This window comes from Flavobacterium yafengii, from assembly GCF_030010375.1.
GTDB lineage: Bacteria > Bacteroidota > Bacteroidia > Flavobacteriales > Flavobacteriaceae > Flavobacterium > Flavobacterium yafengii.
In genome coordinates, this window is the sequence record NZ_JASCRY010000001.1 from 353,211 (window position 1) to 372,178 (window position 18,968).

At 35.0% G+C, this 18,968-nt stretch carries 13 protein-coding genes; 7 read left to right on the forward strand and 6 right to left on the reverse strand.

Going from position 1 to position 18,968, the window contains the following annotated elements:
* Positions 1 to 9: 9 nt before the first annotated feature.
* Positions 10 to 3,870 (reverse strand): T9SS sorting signal type C domain-containing protein, encoded by a 3,861-nt coding sequence (locus tag QLS97_RS01505; RefSeq protein WP_282713921.1) that lies wholly within the window; start codon positions 3,868 to 3,870, stop codon positions 10 to 12.
* A 426-nt stretch (positions 3,871 to 4,296) separates the two neighbouring features.
* On the opposite strand from QLS97_RS01505, the gene QLS97_RS01510 reads away from it, so the two are divergent.
* Positions 4,297 to 4,764 (forward strand): regulatory protein RecX, encoded by a 468-nt coding sequence (locus QLS97_RS01510; protein WP_282713922.1) that lies wholly within the window; start codon positions 4,297 to 4,299, stop codon positions 4,762 to 4,764.
* A 257-nt stretch (positions 4,765 to 5,021) separates the two neighbouring features.
* Positions 5,022 to 8,306 carry a T9SS sorting signal type C domain-containing protein gene (locus QLS97_RS01515; protein ID WP_282713923.1) on the forward strand — a complete coding sequence of 1,095 codons (3,285 nt, stop codon included), beginning with the start codon at positions 5,022 to 5,024 and terminating at the stop codon, positions 8,304 to 8,306.
* A 55-nt stretch (positions 8,307 to 8,361) separates the two neighbouring features.
* Here the strand turns inward: QLS97_RS01515 and QLS97_RS01520 are convergent, their stop codons facing one another.
* The 5 genes from QLS97_RS01520 to QLS97_RS01540 form a co-directional block, all read right to left on the reverse strand.
* Positions 8,362 to 9,519 carry a beta-ketoacyl synthase N-terminal-like domain-containing protein gene (locus tag QLS97_RS01520; protein ID WP_282713924.1) on the reverse strand — a complete coding sequence of 386 codons (1,158 nt, stop codon included), beginning with the start codon at positions 9,517 to 9,519 and terminating at the stop codon, positions 8,362 to 8,364.
* Between the two features lie 125 nt (positions 9,520 to 9,644).
* Positions 9,645 to 10,916: an adenosylmethionine--8-amino-7-oxononanoate transaminase gene (gene bioA, locus QLS97_RS01525; protein ID WP_282713925.1), complete on the reverse strand. Its 1,272-nt coding sequence runs from the start codon at positions 10,914 to 10,916 to the stop codon at positions 9,645 to 9,647.
* A gap of 84 nt (positions 10,917 to 11,000) precedes the next feature.
* Entirely contained in the window at positions 11,001 to 11,618 is a 618-nt protein-coding gene (bioD, locus tag QLS97_RS01530; protein ID WP_282713926.1) for a dethiobiotin synthase, read from the reverse strand.
* Positions 11,619 to 11,666: 48 nt separating this feature from the next.
* The gene (locus QLS97_RS01535; protein ID WP_282713927.1) at positions 11,667 to 12,053 is read right to left on the reverse strand and encodes a GxxExxY protein; all 387 of its coding nucleotides are present in this window, start codon (positions 12,051 to 12,053) and stop codon (positions 11,667 to 11,669) included.
* Positions 12,054 to 12,101: 48 nt separating this feature from the next.
* Positions 12,102 to 13,241 (reverse strand): aminotransferase class I/II-fold pyridoxal phosphate-dependent enzyme, encoded by a 1,140-nt coding sequence (locus tag QLS97_RS01540; protein WP_282713928.1) that lies wholly within the window; start codon positions 13,239 to 13,241, stop codon positions 12,102 to 12,104.
* A 295-nt stretch (positions 13,242 to 13,536) separates the two neighbouring features.
* Between QLS97_RS01540 and QLS97_RS01545 the strand changes: the two genes are divergently transcribed.
* The 5 genes from QLS97_RS01545 to QLS97_RS01565 all read left to right on the forward strand — a co-directional run bounded on the left by QLS97_RS01545 (position 13,537) and on the right by QLS97_RS01565 (position 18,895).
* Positions 13,537 to 14,076: a hypothetical protein gene (locus tag QLS97_RS01545; RefSeq protein ID WP_147402384.1), complete on the forward strand. Its 540-nt coding sequence runs from the start codon at positions 13,537 to 13,539 to the stop codon at positions 14,074 to 14,076.
* Positions 14,077 to 14,564: 488 nt separating this feature from the next.
* Positions 14,565 to 15,692, forward strand: coding sequence for a transporter family protein (locus tag QLS97_RS01550; protein ID WP_282713929.1), 1,128 nt, complete (start codon positions 14,565 to 14,567; stop codon positions 15,690 to 15,692).
* Positions 15,693 to 15,774: 82 nt separating this feature from the next.
* On the forward strand, positions 15,775 to 16,698 hold the full coding sequence (locus QLS97_RS01555; protein ID WP_282713930.1) for a hypothetical protein: 924 nt from the start codon (positions 15,775 to 15,777) through the stop codon (positions 16,696 to 16,698).
* A complete protein-coding gene (locus QLS97_RS01560; RefSeq protein ID WP_282713931.1) occupies positions 16,688 to 18,244 on the forward strand; it encodes a vanadium-dependent haloperoxidase in 1,557 nt (518 codons plus the stop codon). The genes QLS97_RS01555 and QLS97_RS01560 overlap by 11 nt, the downstream gene beginning before the upstream one ends.
* Positions 18,245 to 18,427: 183 nt before the next feature.
* Complete coding sequence (locus QLS97_RS01565; RefSeq protein ID WP_282713932.1) at positions 18,428 to 18,895, forward strand: DoxX family membrane protein; 468 nt, start codon at positions 18,428 to 18,430, stop codon at positions 18,893 to 18,895.
* The last annotated feature ends 73 nt before the right edge of the window (positions 18,896 to 18,968 follow it).

Consider the following 18,968-nt stretch of genomic DNA (forward strand, 5'->3'; position numbering starts at 1 on the left):
TAAGTTATTTTAAAATATAACTTTTTTAGAAACCGTTTGACCATTTTGCAATACAACTTTTATAATTAAAGCTTGTTCACTGGAGGATAAATTAGATATTATCTGTTCATTATTTCCAACGCTTATCTTTCTGTATATTTGTTTTCCAAGAAGGTCAAAAATTAAAACTTTATCAATTGTTTCATTTGGAGAATCAATTTTTATCTGTTTATTTTTGACAGAAATTATAATTTTATCATTTGCTGTTTCAAAATCCCCTGTACCCAAAGTTTTATCTACATAACGCAAAACAAAACGATCGTTAAACGTTCCTGCTTGTGTTGTAAAATCATACGGTGAGGCTTTTAAATCATGCACTACATTCAACAACTTATCTTCAATATATACCTTTTGAGATTGCATTATTCCATCTACTTCATCAATACCAATGCTAAAATCCCCCACAGCGACAGATCTATATCCTAGAGAAACTTCATCATTTACATCAAATGGTAAAGCCCTGCCTTGAATCACAAAATTTTTCTCTTGATTTACGCTGTAAAAATCTATAAATTCATTTCCATCAAAAGTTTCACCATCGTAGCCATTATCATAGTCATTAGTAGCTCCGGTAATATATCCCACTAACAATTGTTTGAAAGCACCTTGTGTATTAGTTAGATTGAGCCATACTCTGTTTTTCTCAATAGCACTTGTCGTTTTTGATTTGGTGCTATTTGTCTTAAAAAATTGGGAGTTATTCCCTGTAATTCCTCCAACACCAACTCTCATACTATTATTAAATACAATTTCATTTATACCTAAAATCATTGTATTACTTGTAGCAAAAAAACCTTGTCCTGCCCCGATCTTACCTGTTGGTTTAAATCCAGGACTACTCGGAGCCTCAACACCTCCTTGAGGATACGGTACACCATCTGTTCCAACACCTCCGGTTAAGTTATAGGAAGCATAATCATCTCCAGAATAAGCATAAACACCTGTTCCGGGATTAACAACCCCAATTCCAATTTTTGTACTGTGCGTCCAGAAATAAAGCGTTCCATCTATGACACCTGCGTTATCAGTCAAGAATTTATCTGCATCTAATGCCGAGGGATATGGATTTCCGATAAGATATGATTTAAAAGGATATATTCCTGTGATAGGATAGCGCCCATTATTAGGCTTACCCGTAAATGTCGCTTCCAACGGAGTCAAAGGGCTTACCGATATTGGCCCAGGACCTCTAATACTATACCCTTTCCCCACAATCATTGGACTTGTCGCCGACTCACTTTTCCAATCTTCAGAGCCTGCAGTAACTTCGTAAGAATAAAATATACTACCTACAAGACTGGAAGGATTGTACGAAATTCCTCCAGTACCTCCTAAATTTAAAGGCAATACCGGTGAAGACCAATACGTATAATCGGTATTGCGTACTCCCGTATTTGTGAGTCTTTTGTATATTATATTTCCCGCATTGACAGCGGCATCATTAATTTGAACCAAGCTAGCCCTATTCTCAAAAGTCAAAGTTCCTACTCCTACTACTTCCACTTCGTTTGTAATGGTCAGTGTACGATTTGATTTGATGGTAACAGCTGCGCTTCCGGTAACTATACAAGAACAACCTACTACATCTACATCTTGATTAAAATTTCCTGCAAAAACAATTTTTTGTACGCTTGTTGGAACTAATCCAGTTGACCAAACCGTTCCATTCCATGTATTAGTAACGATAGAGTTTATCACCACATTATCTGAAGCCAAAGATGTACAAGTCCCATTTGAAACCGTAAAAGTATACGTTCCTGGAGCCAATCCAGAAATTGTTGTTGAACTCCCTGTCCCTGTAGTTGTTGCCGATGATGTTCCGCTTCTTGTTAAAGTCCATGTTCCAGTTGATGGTAAACTATTCAAAGTAACGCTTCCCGTAGCGGAAACACAATCAGGATGAACAATTGTTTGTATTTTAGGATTTACCGAGTCGATAGTTACCAATACAGGAGTTGAAATACTTGTATTGCCACCACACGTAACAATAGATCGATAATATGTTGAAGCAGTTTGCGAAGTAGTAAATCTTGAATTTAGATATGTGATTCTTAAATTATCAATACTGTGCTTATCATTTATACCACCAGTACGTGCTGAAAATTTAAATTTCCAGTTTGATTTATTAGATGAAAGATATCCTCCTGGCAATGCTAGCCCTGATACTATTGTTGCAGTCCCAATTCTAAGTGATAAAAAACCATTCTCATCTGCAGATAACAACACATTTCTATATACTGTATTTCTTAAATTAAAAGAATTTAAAACATTGGAAAAAATCTGTACACCTCCATAAGAAATTCTAATCTGGCTACCTGTTGTATTACCTGCATTGTCATAAGAATCGAATTTTATAATCAAACCGGTTCCTTCTCCTTCTTCACCTCCTCCTTGCCCATTTCCTATATCAGATCCATAACTCAAACTCATACCATCTGCTCCTCCTCCATCAAACATTCTATAATCAAAAGTTGTTGTAAACGAATTAATATTAGAACCAGGTGTCGCCTGAATAACATATCCTCCATACTGAGAACTTACAGCACTAGTCAATACTAACTCACCACCAGTTACAGTAGCAGTACCGTAGACATTGCTATTTGCTGGCAATAAAGTGAAATCTGTATTAAAAAAAGGAACAGAAGGAACATTGTTCCATGTTGCATTATCAGGTGAGGTCTGCCATTGATATGCTACTGCTGCTGCAGAAGTATTTTGTAAAGACAATGTAAAAGGTGTATTAGCGCAAACTGCACTTGCTGTTGTAATTGTATTTCCAGGAAGTACACACGCAGAAAGTACAGTTACAGCATAATCTTCCGCTTGCCCCCATCCGTTTGAAGAACAAGGAAATACGTAGCTATTAGTGCCGTTATTAAAACTTTTAATCACTCTCATTCTTGTATTTCCTGCCAAGGCACCAGCAGGAACATTTATATTTCCTACTAATGCAGTCGAGGTATTATTTCCATTGGAATTTTCAATTATCCCTATATCATATCTCTCGTTTAGATTATTCCCAAAAACACCATTCTGATCCCAATCTACATATACTGTTATATAATTTGAAAAATTACCATCAGTATTTCCTTTTACAGAAATCGGATAAATAACTCCTTGTGTAACTGTTGCCACATCACAAAAACTTTCTAAGGCAGGAGTTCCATTCAATGTATTCGAAGTAGTTCTATTAATTCCAGCAACCGTAACATTTGTTATTGGCTCAACGACATTATTAAAAGTAGGAACACAATAATATGCATAAGTAATTTCTATTCGACCATTACCTCCATTACCTCCTACATTAGATCCAAAAAAACCATTACTTCTTTCGCCGCCGCCGCCGCCGCCGCCGGGCGCAACTCCATCACTTCCATTATTGTCATTTCCTCCAGCTCCACCAGTACCACCGTTAGGCGCAGCACCGCCAGTACCGCCAGTATTGCTACCCCCAACACCTCCATTTGCACCAGAAGTATTTACAGTACCTCCAGAAGCAGTTCCGCCTAGACCCGAAACGCTTCCTCCATTACTATTTCCCCCAATACCTCCATTAGCAGCTAAACCTAAACCAGCAATGGTTGTATTTCCTCCATTAACTCCATTATTAATACTACCTGTACCACCGGCACCAACAATATAATTTATAGTTTGGCCCGAAGTTACAGTAAAAACACCACTTGTATATCCTCCGCTACCCCCACCATCACCACTATCACTATTTACAGTAGATCCTCCCCCCGCTCCCCCTGCTCCCCAAGCTCTTACTGTTATAGAAGTTACACCACAAGGAACTACAAAAGTACCTGCACCAGTAGTATTAACTATCACTGTTTGCGCGTTAGAAAATTGTGTGATTAAAAAAAATAAAACGGGAAAAATTATTTTTGATATTAGGGTATGTAAAGCTTTATTCATGTGGTATTATTTGTAAATTCAATTATTTTAAATACGGCATTAAAGAACCATATTACGGCATGTTTATTTATCAAAAAAACTATTTGTACAATATCAGTTACTTTTTTAAATTAAACGAAATTTTATCGACTATCAGTTAAAATAACCGACGTAATACGTGTTTGTGTTTATAAAGAAAGAAAAATATCAAAAACGAATATTTATACTTTCAATAGTCACAGAGACAAACTCTTGTGGTTTTAACTGCAATACTATTGATGCAAAAATTATATTTTAATGCGTAATTAACGACCATTATAATTAATTTCGCTTAATTACTAAAAACCAGAAACCCCACTAATGAACCCAGTTTATTCCATTAAAGAAGCCATACATAAAATAGAGCATTATTGCGCCTATCAGGAACGCTGTCACGAAGAAGTCGTACAAAAACTGAGGAGCATGAAAATGGACTCTGATGAAATTGACACGATTATGGTACGTCTTATCAATGATAATTTTCTTAATGAAGAACGTTTTGCCCAGAGTTTTGCAAGAGGAAAGCACCGAATCAAACATTGGGGAAAAATCAGAATTGTCAATGAATTAAAAGCAAAAAAAATAACACAAACCCTAATCAATATTGCCCTTAAAGAAATTTCAACTGAGGAATATTTATCCACTTTTCACACTTTAGCAGAAAGAAATTGGGAATCCATTTTGGAAACCAACAATCTAAAAAAACGCAAAAAATTCTGTGATTATTTATTGCGCAAAGGATTCGAGAGTAATTTGGTTTATGAAAAAGTAAAAGAGTTAGAAGCTTAATAAACATAACTGTTCTAATTTTCATTTAATATTTATCAATTCCCATCAAGCTTTTTATTTCCAATATTTCAATACTCTTTTACAACCATTAAATACTAAATATCAATCCTTTAAAATCTAAATTTTTATCTTTTTAAACTTCTTCACAAAATATTTATTATTTAAAAATCCAAATGCAATTGTTTTTCGTAAGTCTAATTGCACTTGTAATTTTATTCAAAATAGAAAAGCATGTGAATTAATTTAAAAAATAGTTCATGAAGAAAATTTTACTTTTATTTTTACTATTACCTTTTATTGGATTTTCACAAGCATTATCTGGAAACTACATCATTAAATCAACAAATACTGCACCTTTTAATACATTGACAAATGCAGTTAACAGAATAAATAGTGTTGGAGCATCGGGTCCAGTATTTTTTTTACTTGACGACACTACTTACAGCAATGCAACCGGAGAAACATTCCCTATTATCATTACCCAATTTACTGGTACAAGTGCAGCGAACACATTGACTATTAAACCCAACATTGGAAAAACAGTAACAATTGCCGCTTCAAACAGAAACGGTTTTACTGGTATTCCTGCAGTTATTGAGTTTAACGGAGCTGATAATATTATAATTGACGGAAACAATGCAACGGGAACAACCCGAAATCTTACTTTAATCAACAATGACGCTATTAATTACATAGACAGAACTGTACTTTGGGTTGCCAGTAATGATGCTAATGGAGCAACAAATATTGATATAAAAAATACAATATTAAAATCAAACATTAGAAACCAGCAAGCAAGACAACTTTCTGGAATTTATTCCGGCAGCAATAGTTTAGGCGGAAATAACAGCTTGGGGCTCGGCAATGCACAATCAAACAATTCAGAAACCAAAATTACAAATAATGAATTCATCAATGTCAGACAGGGTGTTTACATCAACAGTAACGCTACCTTAAAAACGAGTAAAACGGCTTTAGAGTCAAATATATTTGGAAGTACTATAAACACCGAAAAACCTTCCTTGCCTATTTACATGATTAATACTAATGATTTCACCATAACAGATAACGTAATCAATGGGGTTTTGAATGACAACACAGGAAATCCATCCATAAGTGGAATTACAATTGAAAACGGGAGTAATTATAATATCAAAAGAAATACAATATCCGATGTAATATTGACCACAAATCATATTATTCAATATGCAATCTTCATAAGTGGAACACAAACGAATGGAATTATTTCCGAAAATAAAATAACAAACATAAAGAATACTGGAAATGGTATTATTAGAACGCTAAGTTTACAGATGAATGCCACTACTTCTGCAAACATGCTTGTTGCAAACAACTTTATTAGTGACATTACAACTACCGGAACAACTACAAATGGTGCTTCAGGAATACAGATACAATCTGGTAGAAATATCAAATTATACCATAATTCAGTTGTCTTGAATGGAAACCAAAACAATATCTCTGCAGCATTGAATATAAATACAGGAACAGAATTAGACATCATAAATAACATTTTCGGAAACACAAGTACAACTGGAACTGCTTATTCTGTTTATTCAACTGTTGCCGCTTCATCATTCTTGAACATTGATTATAACGATTATTATTCTGCGAGACATATCGGTTTTTTGGGCGGTAACAGAACAACATTAGCAAATTGGCAAACGGCAACTACTAAAGACCGAAATTCAATTAATGTGATTCCAACGTTTGTATCGATTGCCGATTTACATTTAAGCGGAACCAATGCAGCCTTTGATGACAAAGGAACTCCACTAGCTATTATTCCTACTGATATTGACGAAGAATCCAGAAGTACAGTCGCTCCAGATATGGGTGCCGATGAATACAACAGATGTAAAATCTCATCTAATTGGAATGGTACTAATTGGTCAAACGGAACACCTACAATTTCCATAAAAGCAATAATAAGCGGAACATACAATACACAAATTCACGGAAATATTATTACTTGTGAACTGACAATAAACACTGAAAAAACACTAACTATAACATCAGGAAAATTTGTAGAAGTACAGAATGATGTTACTGTGATAGGAAATTTAATCATTGAAAATAATGGTAGTTTAATTCAAAATGATGATGATGCAAAAAGTACCGGAATTATAAATGTAATTAGAAATTCCTCATTCATGAAGCAATACGATTACACGTATTGGTCTTCACCAGTTGCCGGTATTAAACTGTCTAATTTCAAAGAATCCTATCTATATTATTCTTTTAATGATGCAGTTGACAACTGGCAGTTCGAATCAGAGAATACCATAATGGCTCCCGGAAAAGGATATATTGCCCGTGCGCCTGAAAACGATTTGGCAACACAAATTGTATCTACAACTTTTACCGGTGTTCCTTTCACAGGTCTAATCGAGCTTCCAATTGCTACAGCAGAAACAGGTTCTCTTGGGCTTATTGGAAACCCATACCCTAGTGCTTTAAATGCAGATGCATTTCTTACAAACGCAAACAACAAAGATATTTTGGAAGGGACGCTGTATTTCTGGACACACAACACCGCTATAGCAGCAAACACTCCCAATCCCGGTTCTGGTGTTTTTGCATATTCTGGTGATGATTATGCATCATACAATTTAACGGGAAGTACTGTAACAACAAGTCCGGCTCTATCTGGAAAAACTAATAACAACAACAATAGACCTCAAGGAAATATAGCTTCTGGGCAAGGTTTTTTCGCAGAAATTAAAGCAACTGCTCCAGCTACAAAAAAACTTGTTTTCAATAACAGTATGAGAGTCAAAGGAGAGAATGGCAACACGCAATTTTTTAAAACAAAAGCTGCGAAAAGTGCGTCTAACACTACTCTTGAAAAAAACAGAGTATGGGTCAATATTACAAACGAGCAAGGAGCATACTCCGAAATGCTTTTGGGCTACATCACTGGAGCCACTAATGATTACGACAATGGCTACGACGGAAAAACATTTTCTTCGGATAGTTTTGTTTCAATGTATTCTATTTTAGGTGAAGAAAATTTGTCTATTCAAGGTAGAAGCTTACCATTTAACGAAGAAGACAGCATTCCTCTTGGTTTTGAGAACACTATTGGTGGCACATTCTCAGTAGGAATTGACAGCTTTGACGGATTCTTTTCCAATCAGCAAGTATTTTTGTATGACAAAAAAAATGACGCCACAGTCAATTTAAAACAAGGTCGCTATACTTTTACAACCGAAAAAGGAACTTTTAACGACCGTTTTGAATTGAAATTTAAAGACAAAACCTTAGGAGTAGAAAATCCTGAATTAGTCCAAAACGGAATAGTACTTTTTAAAAATGGAAGTCAAATTCAACTTGTTTCAGAAGAGAAAAACATTCAAGACATTACAATTTATAACATATTGGGTAAATCTATTTATCAGAAAAAAAACATTAACACTTTGGAGCATACAACTAATGGAATCCAAACTCAAAAACAGCTTGTTATCGTTAAAATAAAAACAGAAGACGGTTTAGAAATCACAAAAAAAATGATGCTGTAACACCGCTAATTTCAACTAGTACAAAACCCGGTAATCAATGATCTACTGGGTTTTTTTATGCCTTTTGAATCAAAACACTCACCGCATTTCCACCAAAACCAACGGCATTAATCAGTACTTTTTTAATTGGTTTTGTTTGTAATTGCGCTTCCGCAAAAGGAACTCCGATAAATCTGTTGTTTTGCATCATCAAAATAGCGAGTTCCATACTCAATATCCCCGATGCACCAAAAGTGTGACCAATTTTCCATTTATTGGTAGTCAATAAAGGAAGGCTTTCGCCAAAAACTGTTTCTATCGCTTTATACTCCGTCAAATCGCCTTTTATAGTTCCCGGAGCATGCATCACAATAACATCAACTTCGGATAAATCAGTGTTTTCCAATGCCATTTTCATTGATTTTTGGAAACAAGTTGCTTCCGCCGAAATAGAAATATTATGTTCCAGAATTTCCGTAGCATAACCGATTCCTTCGATATAAGCCAAGGCATTTTCTTTTTTCCCTATTTCGAGACAACACACGCCGGCACCTTCACCAAGAATCATGGTGCTTTGTTTTTTTTCTAAATCAAGTGCCCGATTCGGATACTCTTCTGTACTATTCGAATAAATTTTCAAAGCGCGCATTTGTGCAATCGTAAAATCAGTTAAAGGCGCTTCACTACCACCAACTAAAAATTTATCAGCCATTCCTGCTCGAAGCCACGCCACGCCATTTAATACCGCGTGCAAAGCAGTAGAACAAGTTATAGAATGTGAGATTTCAGGGCCGGAACTTTGTAAATCATGGGCAACCCAAGAAGAAATATTTCCCAAAGTAGTCGTTGGAGAAGCTAGAGTTTGTGCTTTTCCAGTTTGTAAATAATCTTGATAGTGTTTTTCAAATAAATTTGTTGCGCCACGAGACGAACCAATATTAATCCCAAAAACATCTTTTTGTGTCCAACCCGCATTTTGCATCGCTTGTCGCGAAGCCGCCATGGCATACAAAACCGATTTATCTAAAGATTTATATTTGTTATCTGATTCTCTCAAAGCGCCAACAACTTGCTCTGAATTAGCGTCTAAAGTCGCTACAAAGGTTTTTTTAAGATCTAAAATATGTTCCGTAAAACAATGATTTTCATTAAGATAATTTTCCCAAATAGCCTCAGGAGTATTTCCTAAAGGCGAAATGGAAGCTATGGCTGTTATGGAGATTATTGTTGACAAGATGTTTTTTTTGGCAAAGGTCGCAAAGTTATTTACATTCTACATTCTATCAGTGAAAAAATAGCACACGGATGGCACGAATTCTCACAGATAAAAACTGATTTTTTTAATCTGTGGCTTAAAAATTAAACTATTTCTAAAGCATTTTCAACCACTTGATATACTTTTTCTAATTGTTCATCGGTAATAATGTAAGGAGGCAAAACGTATACAATATTACCAACAGGGCGCAGAATTATTCCGTTTTCTATAAAAAAATCATAGAGTTTATTACGCAATGTTCCATAATAACTGGCTGAACTTTCGGTTTTTATTTCTAATGCAAAAATGACTCCCAGCACTCTCGTTGTAACAACTTTTGGGTGATTTTTAATTCGCTCCTGAAAATCCAAATGATTTTGATTGACACGAACTATATTCGCTTGCATTTCATTGGTTCGCAACAATTCTAAACTGGCCAAAGCCGCAGCACAACCTGTAGGATTTGCTGTAAATGTGTGTCCATGAAACAATGCTTTATTGATGTCGTCATCATAAAAAGCATCGAATAAATCTTGCGTAAAAGTGGTAATCGCCATGGGAATAGTTCCTCCGGTCAACGCTTTAGACAGGCACATCATAGCTGGTTTTTCCACCAAATAATCTGTTGCAAAAGTTTTTCCTGTTTTTCCAAAGCCGGTCATCACTTCATCAGCAATGGTTAGTACATTATTCTCCTGACAAATTCGCATCAACATATCTAACGATTCCGGCTCGTACATCACCATTCCTGCGGCTCCTTGAACCAATGGCTCAAAAATAAAACCCGCACAATTGTTGTTTTTTATAACGGATTGTAACGCATCATAACTTTCTTGCTCCCGTCCTTTAACCGGAACCGGAATCCGCACCACATCAATAAACATTCCTTGAAAAGCTTGTGTATAAAATGAAATTCCGCTCGCCGCCATGGCTGCAAATGTGTCGCCGTGAAACGCATTTTCGAAAGCAATTATCGTAGTTCTCTTTTCTCCTTTATTAAAAAAATACTGTAGCGCCACTTTAATTGCCACTTCAACTGCTGTAGATCCATTATCCGAAAAGAATATTTTCTGTTGGTTTTTTGGTAAAATTTCCATCAACTTCTCGGCTACCAAAATAGCAGGTTCGTGTGTAAATCCACCAAACAAGACATGCTCTAATGTAGTGAGTTGTTTGTAAATCGCATCGGCAATAAAGGTGTTCGAATGTCCATAAGGATTGACCCACCACGAAGCGATTGCATCAATATATTCTTTGTTATTTTCGTCCCAAAGCAATGCGCCTTTCCCTTTTTTAATGGCAATTGGTAACGCTGCGGTTTTATGTTGGGTATACGGATGCCAAAGATATTGGCGGTCTCTTTCTGTTAAATTCATTTTGCAAAGATAAAAGAAGCAAGCTACAAGAAGCGAGAAAAACCTAAAAAACAAGTCTTGATTCTTTCTTCTTGATTCTTAATTTTATAAACTCAATAGCTGTTCGCGAAACAAATCAGCATATTCTTTAATTACATTTTTATCAAAATACGGTTCTTGCTCAATTCTTCCAATGCATTTTATACCTGTTTTGTTCAAGATTATTTCTTCAGAAGCTTTATTTTCATCACCCGAAAAAACAATTCCGGCTATTGCGATTTTTCTGTTTTGCAAGGCTTCAATAGTCAATAACGTATGATTGATACTTCCTAAATAATGTCGGGAAACCACAATTACTTTATAATCAGATTGAATCAAATCAATAACACAATCATTTGAATTCAACGGGACAAAAACACCTCCAGCACCTTCAACAACCAAATGATTTTCTGTTTTGGGCTCAATGATTTTCTTTAGATCAATAACAATTCCATCTAGTTCAGCAGCAAGATGTGGACTTGCAGGCGTATTTAAAGCATAACTATTCGGATGAATAACCGTCTTTTCATTAGATAAAAAACATTTGATTTTATGACTGTCAGAATTTTCTAAATCGCCAGCTTGGATGGGTTTCCAATAATCTGCCTGTAAAGCTTCTGTAATGATAGCTGACGCGATGGTTTTACCAACATCGGTTCCAATTCCTGTTATAAATAGTTTCATATATATTTGGCCACAGATGACACGGATTAAACGGATTTATATAGATTTTTAATTTTTTCTGTTGTTTGTAAAAATTAGTCTTTTAATTTCTGGTTTTTCTCCAAAGTTTAACAACAAACCTATTTCAATATTAGTAGCTTTTAAATAATTTAAAGTCTGAACATAATGTGCCTTCACTAAACTATCACAAGCCTTTAATTCTAAAATGATAAGATCATTGATTAGTAAATCAGCAAAAAAATCACCAACAAGTTCATTCTTATAATATACTTTAATTTGCTTTTGAGGTTCAACTTTAAAACCTTGTGATTTTAATTCCAAATACATTGCATTTTGATACACCTTTTCAAGAAAACCATAACCCAATTCATTGTAAACGTCATAAAAAACTTTTAAAATAGATTCCGATAATTCTTTGTGTAAAATTTCAGTCATTATTTAGTATTTAAAAATTAAAATCCGTTTAATCTGTGTCATCTGTGGCTAAAAAACAAAAGTACTCAACAAACGCAACACTTCAGAGATTTCTTCCGTCGAATTATAACTGTGTAAACAAAAACGCAAACGTTCCTGTCCTTCGGGAACAGTTGGCGAAAGTATTGCTTTCACATCAAATCCTTTTTCCTGCAGTTGGTTAGCGATTGCTTTTACTTTTTCATTTCCTGGAATGATAGCGGATTGTATCGCCGATTTGCTTCGAACAAAAAGCGGCTTTAATCCCAACATGTTTTTTTCCTGATTAAAAAAAACAATATTTTCTCTTAATTTTAAAATTGAAGTCGAATCCTTTTTTAAATATTGGTATGCAATCAGAATTGTAGCAACCGAATGGGGTGAAAGCCCCGTTGTATAAATAAAACTTCGGGCAAAATTTACTAAATAATCCCTCAATTCAACCGAGCCTAAAATCGCGGCTCCATGACAACCCAACCCTTTTCCGAAAGTCATAATGCGGGCAAAAACATGATTTTGCAAAACTAACATTTGTACGAATCCTTCTCCTTCTGTACCAAAAACGCCCAAAGCATGCGCTTCATCAACAACAAGATAACAATGATATTTATCTGAAAGCTGAACTAATTCTTCTAGATTTGGACAATCTCCATCCATAGAAAAAACAGATTCGGTGACGATATAAATATTGGTGTTTGGATTCCGTAAAATCAATTTTTCTAAATCTTCAAAATCATTGTGATTGAATTTATAGGCTTTGGCATTCGACAGTTGAATTCCGTCCCGAATAGAAGCATGACACAATTCATCGTATAAAATCAGGTCGTTTTTTTGCGGAACAGCACTAAAAAAACCAACATTGGCATCATAGCCCGAATTAAAAATCAAAGCCGATTCAGATTTGTGAAACTTTGCAATAAAGTCTTCTGTTTCCTGATACAGTTTATGGTTTCCAGATAATAAACGAGAACCGGTTGCTCCGTTTTGAGTGATTTTATTAGTAATTAAATGCTGATGCGTCTCCTTAAAAATAATTTCTGACTGAGAAAAACCCAAGTAATCATTGGAAGAAAAATCAATCTTTTTACTTGACAAAGGTAATTTTCGCAAAGCATTATTCTGCTTTCTAATATCAAGTTTAGCGGATAGATTTTCTGGAAAATGTTTCATAGTCAGCAAAAATAAGCATCTTTTTTGGTTTATGGATTTTGCGCCATTTTTGTTTGCTGATTTCTTCAAATTAATGAGATTTGAAATACAAATTCTAATTTAGAATCCCATTTCATAAATAATAAAAATATAATCCGTTAAAAATTAACAATTGAAAAATAGCAATGAAAAAAAAATCCATAAATTTTTCCGAAAACGGTTTCGATTTATAACTTTCATAAAATTATGTTAAAAAAAACTTAAAATTAATATCGAAGATGTTAACCTATGAAATAGTTTTCTACTTTCGGCAAATATGAAACGAATTGCATCACTTTTTCTAATAGTAACGTTGTTCTACAACGTGATGGGATACTATCTGATGTTTGCTTATCAAGAGGAGCAAGCGTGGGTATCTTCTATGGAGAAAAAACATGATTCAGAGTTTCAAGTAATCAAATTGAACGCCACTTTATACTCCTTTATCGAAGACACTGATTTTGAGTATGTAAATGAAGATGTGGTTATCAACAATAAAAGTTATCATATTTTCAAGAAAAGAATTCAAAACAACATACTAAGTCTTTATTACTTGCGCAATTCACATCAAGATGCAATAAGTCAGGATTTAAAAGACATTGTTGACAATCAATTATTCAACGGATCCTCATCAAAAGAGTCTCCAGTCAAAAAACTACTAAAATCTTTCCTAAAAGATTATGTAGCAAATACTGCTGTTTGCGTAGATTTTTCTCCAAAAACAGCTGTACTTTCAAGTGAACCTATCATTATGCCAAACCAGGCGCTAGATTCCGGATACATTTCCGTATCGTATTCACCACCCGATTTCGTTTAAATCTTCTTTCATTTTAGTGGAATCATTCGCTTTTATCTGGCATTTGTAAAGTCAAGATAATTCACGATTGCTTTTTAGCTAAATCTGTACATTTATTACATCCTTTTATTAGAAATTATGCCCGTTATAAATACAAAATAGTCTTTTGTATTTTCCGAATTCGCTTTTTCGAATGAATTCAAAGGCCTATTTTGTATTTCTATTCTGGTATATTTTGTACAACTAGCTTTAAGAATCATGATTTAAATTGATTTGCAAATTCAAAAAATGGATTTTTAAAAGAGTTCTTTATTTCAAATGCAACCTTCAATCTATCCTTTTTGCCTTGTAAAATCAACGAGACTTTTTGGCGAAAGCCAAAGTAGATCTTGCTTTACAGTGATACTAACTATCCACTAACTTATCTGTTTTTAATGCCAAACTTCTTTTTAGAAAGAAGCAGTTGTTGGCCTGTTTTATACCATTAACCATTTTAAAAAACCAAAAACTTGAAAAATTTATCCGCTTTACAATCCGCTTGTATTTTTATCCTATTCCTTACAATTGCTTTTAACACCCAAAATATATCAGCCCAAGGTTGCGTCGCCATTAAAGGTAATGCCACAAGTTGTATGTCAATACACCCTGACAGTACTAATGTCTCCGGATGGCAATTTGCCAGCAGTGGTCGCTATTTTAGATCATTCAGACACTTTTCAGGAACAGAAGAAAACAAAGACAGATTAGTGCAAAAAACAGAAGTTATCAATTACACTTCCGTTTTCAATCTTTCACTTACCCGAATATTAAACAACCGCTGGTCCGTTATGGTCGACCTTCCCATTTCAAACAATGTTCGCTCTTCATTGTACGAACATGGATTGGTAAATGGGACTTACGTAAAAAGAGAAAGACATTCAACTAGTTCGTTTGGAATAGGAGATATTAGATTCGCAGCTTACAGATGGATGTTAGACCCAGCAAAAAGCACAAAAGGAAACATACAACTAGGATTGGGGATAAAATTACCAACCGGTGATTATGACTACAAAGATTATTTTTACAATGTGGGTCCAAACGGGACTAAAGAATTACGCACAGTAGATCAATCCATCCAATTAGGAGATGGCGGTACTGGATTTACTTTTGAATTAAATACCTTTTACAACTTCATAGAGAACTTTGGAGTTTACGGTAATTTCTATTATTTGATTAATCCTCGTGAGCAAAATGGCACGAGAACCTATAGAGAAACAATAGCATCACGATTAGCTAACGAAGCTATTATGAGTGTGCCGGATCAATATATGTTTAGAGCAGGTTTCAATTATTCTGTAAATCAAATAAAAGGATTGTCTTTAGCCGCAGGTGCACGATTAGAAGGTATTCCTGTTTATGACCTTGTGGGTGGCAGTGGAGATTTCCGTCGTCCAGGTTATATCTGGTCAGTAGAACCTTCTGTAAACTATGAGTATAAAAAAGTAGTCTTGTTTGCATCGGTACCATTTGCAGTGGTTCGTAACCGTACTCAAAGTGTAACCGACAAAGAAAATTCTGTAACAACAGGTACTCATGTTCAGGGTGACGCGGCATTTGCTGATTACACCATTAACATTGGTATATCAACCAGATTTTAACATTACCTGCGGTAGCAATAATAAAAACAACACACTTTTAAACAATAAAATACCAAACCACTAACCAAAAAACCATTTTTTAATGAAAAAATTTTATCTGAGTTGCCTGCTATTGGCACCTTTATTTATGAATGCTCAAACAGAGATTGATGGCATTATGATGAGCAAAAACAATTTTTGTTTTGGAGCTGTATACCAATATAGCAGCTGGGACGAATATTGGGAAGGAACATTTAAAAGAGAAAATCTTAATCTGGGTACTGTTTCTACAAAATCTGTTGCACTGATGGGAAACTACGGTGTTTCTGATAAATTGAATATTATTTTCAGTCTTCCTTATGTAGAAACAAAAGCTTCTGCAGGAACAATGGAAGGTCAAAAAGGATTGCAAGATCTATCGTTAACGATAAAATACATGCCTTTTGAAAAAATAATTGGAAAAGCAACCTACTCTTTATATGCTTTAGGAGGACTTTCGGCTCCAGTTTCTAATTATTCAGCTGATTATTTGCCTTTAAGTCTTGGTCTAAAAAGCAAGACTGCTTCTTTACGATTGATGGGTGATTATCAAAGAGGTCGTTTTTTCAGCACTGTTTCCGGAGCGTATGTAAAAAGAGCGAACATAACCATTGACAGAAATTCCTATTACACCAACGAAATACATTACACCAATGAAGTTGACATGCCAGACGCTATTTCGGTAAACTTCAGAATAGGGTATCGCTCAAACAGATTAATAGCCGAGGCAGTGTTAGATAACTGGGTTACACAATCTGGAGGATTTGACATTACAAAAAACAATATGCCTTTTCCAAGCAATACAATGAATGCGTTAAAAGTAGGTGTGAACAGTAAATATACACTCAAGAAAATACCGGCATTATCTATTATTGGAGGATGCAATTTTGTTACAGAAGGCAGAAATGTTGGACAATCGAATACCTTTTATGGCGGTTTATTTTATATCCTTAATTTAAAAAAATCAACTCAAGAAAATGAAAAATAAAATACAAAAAATAGCCTATAACAGTCTTTTGGTTTTGTTTCTTACGCTGAACTATTCTTGTAGTGACGAGTTAACAGAACGCAACGAGCAATTTCCTCAATTGAATCCAGCCAATACAGACGAATTAGCCGGAACCTGGAAAACATTCTTATTGACTACACCAAATGAATTTTCTTTGGATGCGCCAATAGCAGCCAACACACCTGCTTTTACAAGAGAAATTAACGAAATAAAAAGTTATCAGGCAAGCATAACGCCGGAGCAGAAAAAAATAATAAAATACTGGAGCGCCGGAGGTGTTTTACGTTGGAATGAAATCATGCGAACATTAGTGGCAAGACACAATCGTCCACCGTATCAAAATGAAGACGGAACATATCCTGCACCGTCCGGAGCAAATCCATTTGCAAATCCTGAATTTCCTTTTTCAAATCCCCCATACGCAGCCAGAGCTTATGCTTATGTGAGTGCGGCGCAATACGATGCGATGATTGCAACTTGGCATTATAAAAAACTGTATAATAGAGCTGCACCTTTTACGGTTGATGCTACTTTACCGGTTTTAATCCCAAAAAGCAGCTTGCCTTCCTATCCATCTGAAGATGCTGTTTTAGCTGGAGTTACGGTTGAATTATTAAAATTATTGTTCCCAACAGAAATCGCTTACATACAAGAAAAAGCAGAGGAACAAAAATTATATCGCATTATTAGTGGTGCCAATGTTCGAAGTGATGTTGATGCAGGAATTATTTTAGGCAGAAAAATTGCAGGCAAATTTATCGCCAGAGCTGCTTCTGATGGAACTGGTGCTGCTATTGGTAATCAAGCGCTTTGGACCCAACTTGAAACTCAAACTGCAGCTACCGGAGAAACTCCATGGATATCATTAGATGTGCCTGCAAGACCTCCAATGTTGCCATTGTTTGGAAAAGTAAAATCATTCCTTATGACGCCTGAAATGGTTGTTGCCAGTCGTCCGGTTCCACCGCCTTCTACAAAGTCAGAACAGTTTGCAAAGGAATTAGCTGAAGTAAAAAGCTATGGAAAAAATGCCACTAGAAAGAACATGGAAATCGTTACTTTTTGGGCTGATGGCGTAGGAACTTATACGCCTCCCGGACACTGGAATGCAATTGCATCAGAGTCGTTTGTAGAACTAAATTATAGTGAAGTACGATGGGCTAGAAATCTAGCGTTGCTAAATATTGCCATGATGGATGCGGCTATCAGCTGTTGGGATGCAAAATACACTTACTTTAATCCAAGACCGTCTCAAGTAGATCCTTCTATAAAAACATTAACAGGAACTCCTAATTTTCCTTCGTATGTATCAGGACACTCCACGTTTAGCGGAGCGGCCTGCATAGTTTTATCACATATCATCCCCACAAAAGCGCAAAATTTTATAGCTATGGCAAAAGAAGCTTCGGATTCCAGAATGTTTGGATGCATTCATTACAGAAGCGATTGCGAAAAAGGACTTGAATTAGGCGAAAAAGTAGGCGGTTTTGCTGTTGCAAGAGCCCTTACTGATGGCGCCGAATAATTTTAAATAATTAAGTTGATACTTTGTTTTAATGGTTTGTTTTAATATCTCATTTTATCAACTAAAGCCTAACAGACGTTGGAAATCTGTTAGGCTTTTTTATTTTTTAGAACCTAAAAAAAATAGAATCATAATTCTATGACAAAAAATAAAACTCAAACAATCCATTAAATACCTTTAATAATGAAACCGACATTCAACGCTTATTATTTTATTTTCAGTAAAAAAATGGAAAAATACAGTGTCAATATGATGCGAATTTCTCTGGCAATAATTTACGTTTGGTTTGGTGCGTTGAAAATTTTTGGTATGAGTCCAGCCGGCGAATTAGTAGAACAAACCGTTTATTGGTTTAAACCCGAAATATTTATTCCAATTCTTGGTATTTGCGAAGTACTTATAGGTCTTGGCTTGCTCATAAAACGTTTTATCCCTTATACAATTGTATTATTATTAATGCACATGGCGGCCACCTTTTTTCCTGTTTTTATTCTAAAAACAATCTGTTTTGATACTTTTCCTTACTGTCCTACTTTGGCTGGGCAATACATAATCAAAAATCTTATTCTAATTTCCGGAGCCCTTGTGGTTGCAGGAAAATACAATGAAAGGTATTATGCAGAAATGAATTTAAAATTAAGCGAAAAATAAAAATCCAAATCCATTTCGTGTAATCAAAGATTTTATAATTTTATAATTACAGATAGTAAAATACCATTCATTA

Bases quoted from the DNA above. Each gene is read 5' to 3' on its own strand.
- QLS97_RS01555 (WP_282713930.1), top strand. From the start codon at position 15,775: ATGAAAAAATTTTATCTGAGTTGCCTGCTATTGGCACCTTTATTTATG.
- QLS97_RS01535 (WP_282713927.1), bottom strand. From the start codon at position 12,053: ATGACTGAAATTTTACACAAAGAATTATCGGAATCTATTTTAAAAGTT.
- QLS97_RS01515 (WP_282713923.1), top strand. From the start codon at position 5,022: ATGAAGAAAATTTTACTTTTATTTTTACTATTACCTTTTATTGGATTT.
- QLS97_RS01560 (WP_282713931.1), top strand. From the start codon at position 16,688: ATGAAAAATAAAATACAAAAAATAGCCTATAACAGTCTTTTGGTTTTG.
- QLS97_RS01565 (WP_282713932.1), top strand. From the start codon at position 18,428: ATGAAACCGACATTCAACGCTTATTATTTTATTTTCAGTAAAAAAATG.
- bioD (WP_282713926.1), bottom strand. From the start codon at position 11,618: ATGAAACTATTTATAACAGGAATTGGAACCGATGTTGGTAAAACCATC.
- bioA (WP_282713925.1), bottom strand. From the start codon at position 10,916: ATGAATTTAACAGAAAGAGACCGCCAATATCTTTGGCATCCGTATACC.
- QLS97_RS01545 (WP_147402384.1), top strand. From the start codon at position 13,537: ATGAAACGAATTGCATCACTTTTTCTAATAGTAACGTTGTTCTACAAC.
- QLS97_RS01510 (WP_282713922.1), top strand. From the start codon at position 4,297: ATGAACCCAGTTTATTCCATTAAAGAAGCCATACATAAAATAGAGCAT.
- QLS97_RS01540 (WP_282713928.1), bottom strand. From the start codon at position 13,241: ATGAAACATTTTCCAGAAAATCTATCCGCTAAACTTGATATTAGAAAG.